Origin of the sequence: Pseudoalteromonas sp. TAB23, assembly GCF_000498075.1 — a bacterium.
GTDB lineage: Bacteria > Pseudomonadota > Gammaproteobacteria > Enterobacterales > Alteromonadaceae > Pseudoalteromonas > Pseudoalteromonas arctica.
The window spans coordinates 1-4,833 of sequence record NZ_AUTP01000020.1 but is presented as its reverse complement, the minus strand read 5'-3'; the positions used below and the strand labels follow the sequence as shown (position 1 = coordinate 4,833).

The window sequence follows — 4,833 nt, the reverse complement described above, 5'->3', positions numbered from 1 at the left end:
CAGTCGTAAATGAGAATTTTTTAACACAGGTAGCGACACGTTTAGCCCCGCAAAATGATTAAGTATTATTGCGGATTGGTATAACGCCTCTTTGCAATAACTAGAAGCATTACTTATTTAAAATAGTCGCAATGCGTTTACCCAGTTCTGGAAGTACATCTTGCTCAAACCATGGATTCTTTTTAAGCCATATATTATTACGCGGACTGGGGTGTGGAAGCACTAAATAATTTGGCCAATACTCACGCCACGATTTTACTAACTGCGTAAGTGGCATTTTTTTAGTCTCCGGTAAATGATACGCCTGCGCGTATTTACCTAATACTATTGTCAGCTCAATATTTGGTAGTGCAGCCAATAATTGCTCGCGCCATGCTGGGGCACATTCTTTTCTCGGTGGTAAGTCACCCGACTTACCCCTACCCGGGTAGCAAAAGCCCATAGGTAAAATTGCTATATTATTAGCATCGTAAAATTCATCCCTTGTTAGCCCAAGCCATTCTCGTAGGCGGTTTCCGCTTGCATCGTTAAACGGCACGCCTGTTTCGTGAACTTTTATACCCGGTGCTTGGCCCGCGATTAAAATACGTGCGTTTGGGTTAAATTGTATTACAGGTCGAGCCCCTAAAGGTAAATGAGGATCACAGATCACGCATTTACTAACTTGGTCTATTAATTGGTGACTATTCATGTTTATTTGGCCTTAAATGCTTAATTTTTATCCTAAATGGCCATTTAGGATAAATGAGTTGGTAAAAAATCGGTTTATTTTATCTAAAATGGCGATTAGTTAGTAAAATCCTGATCTTTAAGCCTAAATGCCCTACAGCCCTTATAGTACCTAGTGTTCTTTCGTCCATACCGCAAATTCGTTACCACTTGGTTCTGTAAAGTGAAACCGACAACCGCCAGGAAACTCAAAAATAGGTTTTAATATTACTCCGCCAAATGTCTCTACTTTTTTAAAGGTTGCGTGTATGTCGTCGCTATAAAAAATAAGTAATGCTGCCCCATGCTGAGTTAGTGATTTTAATGGAGCCTGAAAAATCCCACCATCTAACCCTTGTCCGCTAAACGCCGTGTACTCTGGACCATAGTCGGTAAACTGCCAATTAAATACATGACTAAAAAAGGCCTTAGTTGCGGGTAAGTCGCATGCAGGAAACTCTACGTAATTTAGTTTTTCGTGATCGCTCATCGTTATTTCACTCTTTATTTTTACTCAGTTTATTAACCTTAAGCTTTACATGCAGCCTGTGCAATATCATTAAACAATAACAGATCAGTATTTTACTAAGTAACCTGAACTCTGGATAATAAATCTATCTCGAGCAGCTATTTTCAGCGCTAGAGAAAATAAATTTAAATATCACCATAATTCAATACGTATAAAACCTGTTAACCAAGGTTCAGGTTAAGTAAGAAGGATAATTTACTAAAAGTTAGTCGCCGTAAATGAGAATAGCTATCTTTTGTATTTGTAACATATATAATAGCGCCTTTGTTTTATCCTCAGCTTTAAATAAAGGGATTAATTAACTATGCAGGCACCTTTGCACAGTGCGCCATTCGATAAGGTTAACGTAATTGCGCTTATAGTAAAAAGCGTAAGCAGTTATCGAGTTTTGGTATTTTTACGTTTTTTTATTGCCATAATTGGTGGCTATGCCTTTACCTCTGCAAGTACTGCGTTATTAAGTTTTGTATTGCCAATAGCTAAGCAAGACGCTGTACTGTTTAGTGTTTCAATCAGCATTTTAATTTATGCCGTAGTATTTATTTATACCTTTAGCGTTAAATCATTAAGAAAAGTTTGGATCAGTATTTTACTAAGTACAGGTGCGTTTATCGGATTGCTTGTATTACTAAAGGGTTGGGTATGAAAGACAGCTTTTTCAGATCGATGACTTGGTTACACACTTGGGTAGGGTTACTCGTTTGTTGGTTATTATATTTAATATTTTTTGCAGGAACACTTAGCTTTTTTAGAGACGAAATAACGCTGTGGAATCAACCTGCCATACATAATGTACAAGCCCAAACACAGCGTATAGAAGCGCAAAAACAACAAATAATTACAGGGTTCGATTACTTAGCTAACCATGGAGCTAACTCATCAAGCTGGCGTATTACATTACCTGAGCCGCGTATTCCTTATTTAATTTATGGTTATGCAAAGCCAAAAGAGCCAGGCCAGCGCCGCAGCCAGTTTAAAAACACACAGTTAAACCCTAATACCATGAAAGAGCTTGACCCCTTTGTAGATACTAAAGGTGGTAACTTTTTTTATCGGCTGCACTATGATTTACATTACATGGATGCAATAACCGCACGCTGGATTGTGTGCTTTGCTAGCTTTTTTATGCTAATTGCCATTATATCGGGTGTGGTTATTCATAAGCGTATTTTTAAAGATATGTTTAGTTTTAGACGTAATAAAGGTAGCCGTACGTGGTTAGATGCCCACAATTTAAGCTCTGTGCTTGCCCTGCCTTTTCATTTAATGATTACTTACACGGGCATGATTACGCTCATATTTATGTTGTTTCCCTATCCTGCGCAAACGTCTTACGATAACGGCATGCGTGGCTTTTTTAACGATGTAACCCCTCGCAACACCATGACCGATAAAGCCGAAGGCGAATCATCAATGGTGCCGATTCAAAGCATTTTGGATCAGGTTTATACTAAGTGGCCTCATGCAGATATTACTCGCGTACAAGTTAACCAACCAAATATGGCAGCTTCAACAATTACCGTATTGGTAAGCGCAGGTAAAACACTACGTGACCAAGCACCACGCTTAATATTTAGTGGTGCTACAGGGCAAATGGTCGCTAAAACTGATGACGAACTAACTAGCAGCAAAGCGCTTTACGAGTCGCTTAATTCAATGCATACGGGGCGTTTAGCTACGTGGTTGTTGCGCTGGTTATACGTATTAGGCGGTATTGCAGGCTGTGTAATGATTGGCTCTGGCTGTATTATGTGGGCTAAGCGAATTCGCGAGCGAACTAAAAATAACGTTAAACCTTCGTTTGGTTTAAAACTAGTTGAAGGGTTAAACCTAGCCACTATTATGGGACTTCCACTGGCAACGTGTGCATTTTTTATTGCTAACAGACTACTTAGCCCAACTACCGCAGAGCGCGCCGATAAAGAAATACTCGCGTTCTTTTTAACATGGCTAGCAGTTGCTCTTTTAGCACTTATAAAGCGCGACACACTGCAATGGCGAGTTATGGCAGCTATAAATGCTGTTGCATGTTTAAGCGTACCGGTTATTAATGCACTTACAACTAACGGTAATATAGTTAGCTATTTGATGCACAAACAGTGGGCTTTATTTACTTTTGATGCACTGTTTTTGTTATTTAGTATATTATTTTTTATACAAACCGAAAAATTACGTACTGCTAAAAACAACTCAAAAATAATCAGCCCTAGTCAATCTAATAACCTTAAAAGGCAAAAACCATGATTGATTTACTTGGGTTTAGCCTATGCCTGCTCAGTTTTAACTGTTTTGCGCTGGCTAAGTATAATCATTTTAAAGATGTATTTAAAAAACGCCCTACAGAATCCCAACGTAAAAAGCTGCTATTAGCTGCTTGGATCAGTATTTTACTAAGCTTGGTGCTTTGTATAGTTACTCAAGGTGGTTATGGAACATTACTATTTTGCGGGTTTATGAGCCTAAGTGTCTTAATTATAATGGTTTTTTATAATTTTTTAGTAGGCTACGTAAAGTGGTTTAGTGTTTTAAATAGCGTGTTAGTTGTACTAAGTGGGTTGTTTTTAGCATTAAACTAGCCTTAGTTAGTAAAAACGTGATCCGTTACTTTCCCATAGATTAGGCAAAAAAAATGGCAAGCTATATAGCTTGCCAACAATAGGGGATATTCAGTGTTTCCAATACTTACTGTCTCACGGCAAGTACACACAATATAACCATAATATATTTAAGTTACTTTACAGTTAGGTGACTCTTTTATTACTACTGTAAAGGGGCTTTACATTGTTTATTGCTCAACCCAAATTATTTCATCGGTAGCAAAGCCCAACTCTTTAGCTTTAGTTAAAAAGTGTTCTTTAAGCTCTTTGCTAACCGTTGGTGTACGCGATAAAAACCACAAGTAATCTTTGTTGTAACTGGTTATAAATGCATATTGATAATCGGGTTGGTCAAGTTCAAAAATCACGTAAGCGCCATAAAATGGACCAAAAAACGAGACTTTAAAATGCCCGGTGTCAGTGCCCTCAACAAACTTGGCTAAGCCTTCGGCGTCATCCCATTTTTTATCATCCGTTAAATACCCTTTGTTAAGGACCTTTACTGTGCCGTCGTCGTTAATTGAATAAGTCGCGGTAACTTGCTCCATACCTTCTTCGAATGAGTGATTGAGCCGTGCTATTTCAAACCATTTTCCTTTATATTTTTGTATATCAAAGTTTTTAACAGGTGTTATTCCCTCAGGAGGGCTGGTGCAAGCACTAAGAAAAAATAACCCTGTAATAAGTAAACCGTATTTAATAGCCTTCATGTAAGCTCCTTTTTAAATTACATAAATAGTACGTATTATCTAAATATAGATGGATATAAAGTTTGCTAGCCGATTAAAAAATTTTGCTATAGGATCATATTAATTCTAAAGCAATAAAAATGACCATAGCATGAAAATTTGGGTAGATGCAGACGCGTGTCCTGTTGTTATAAAAGAAATACTTTTTAGAGCTGCAGAGCGTATGAAAATCGAGACTATTTTAGTGGCTAATCACGCAATGCGTATTCCGCCGTCAAAATACATAAGCCGCGTTCAAGTATCGTCGGGG

Annotated in this window: 7 protein-coding genes; 4 read left to right on the top strand and 3 right to left on the bottom strand. The window is 37.9% G+C overall.

Going from position 1 to position 4,833, the window contains the following annotated elements; all coding sequences use genetic code 11:
- Positions 1-109: 109 nt before the first annotated feature.
- Both L654_RS0100295 and L654_RS0100290 read right to left on the bottom strand, forming a co-directional pair.
- On the bottom strand, positions 110-691 hold the full coding sequence (locus tag L654_RS0100295; protein WP_024606921.1) for a uracil-DNA glycosylase family protein: 582 nt from the start codon (positions 689-691) through the stop codon (positions 110-112).
- Positions 692-841: 150 nt separating this feature from the next.
- On the bottom strand, positions 842-1,198 hold the full coding sequence (locus L654_RS0100290) for a VOC family protein (protein ID WP_024606920.1): 357 nt from the start codon (positions 1,196-1,198) through the stop codon (positions 842-844).
- 343 nt (positions 1,199-1,541) lie between these two features.
- On the opposite strand from L654_RS0100290, the gene L654_RS0100285 reads away from it, so the two are divergent.
- From L654_RS0100285 to L654_RS0100275, 3 genes are read left to right on the top strand one after another with little or no spacing between them, the layout of a single operon-like run.
- Positions 1,542-1,883 (top strand): hypothetical protein, encoded by a 342-nt coding sequence (locus L654_RS0100285; protein WP_024606919.1) that lies wholly within the window; start codon positions 1,542-1,544, stop codon positions 1,881-1,883.
- Positions 1,880-3,481, top strand: coding sequence for a PepSY-associated TM helix domain-containing protein (locus tag L654_RS0100280; protein ID WP_024606918.1), 1,602 nt, complete (start codon positions 1,880-1,882; stop codon positions 3,479-3,481). The genes L654_RS0100285 and L654_RS0100280 overlap by 4 nt, the downstream gene beginning before the upstream one ends.
- Positions 3,478-3,813, top strand: a complete 336-nt coding sequence (locus tag L654_RS0100275; RefSeq protein ID WP_007583595.1) for a DUF3325 domain-containing protein — start codon at positions 3,478-3,480, stop codon at positions 3,811-3,813. Before L654_RS0100280 ends, L654_RS0100275 begins: the two co-directional genes overlap by 4 nt.
- 209 nt (positions 3,814-4,022) lie before the next feature.
- Here L654_RS0100275 and L654_RS0100270 read toward each other — a convergent pair whose 3' ends face one another.
- The gene (locus tag L654_RS0100270; RefSeq protein ID WP_007376693.1) at positions 4,023-4,544 is read right to left on the bottom strand and encodes a lipocalin family protein; all 522 of its coding nucleotides are present in this window, start codon (positions 4,542-4,544) and stop codon (positions 4,023-4,025) included.
- Between the two features lie 130 nt (positions 4,545-4,674).
- On the opposite strand from L654_RS0100270, the gene L654_RS1000000127140 reads away from it, so the two are divergent.
- The coding region (locus tag L654_RS1000000127140) for a DUF188 domain-containing protein (RefSeq protein WP_225305689.1) at positions 4,675-4,833 on the top strand (159 nt) is incomplete at its 3' end.

Coding starts and splice junctions, on each gene's coding strand:
- L654_RS0100295 (WP_024606921.1), bottom strand. CDS start 691: ATGAATAGTCACCAATTAATAGACCAAGTTAGTAAATGCGTGATCTGT.
- L654_RS0100290 (WP_024606920.1), bottom strand. CDS start 1,198: ATGAGCGATCACGAAAAACTAAATTACGTAGAGTTTCCTGCATGCGAC.
- L654_RS0100285 (WP_024606919.1), top strand. CDS start 1,542: ATGCAGGCACCTTTGCACAGTGCGCCATTCGATAAGGTTAACGTAATT.
- L654_RS0100280 (WP_024606918.1), top strand. CDS start 1,880: ATGAAAGACAGCTTTTTCAGATCGATGACTTGGTTACACACTTGGGTA.
- L654_RS0100275 (WP_007583595.1), top strand. CDS start 3,478: ATGATTGATTTACTTGGGTTTAGCCTATGCCTGCTCAGTTTTAACTGT.
- L654_RS0100270 (WP_007376693.1), bottom strand. CDS start 4,544: ATGAAGGCTATTAAATACGGTTTACTTATTACAGGGTTATTTTTTCTT.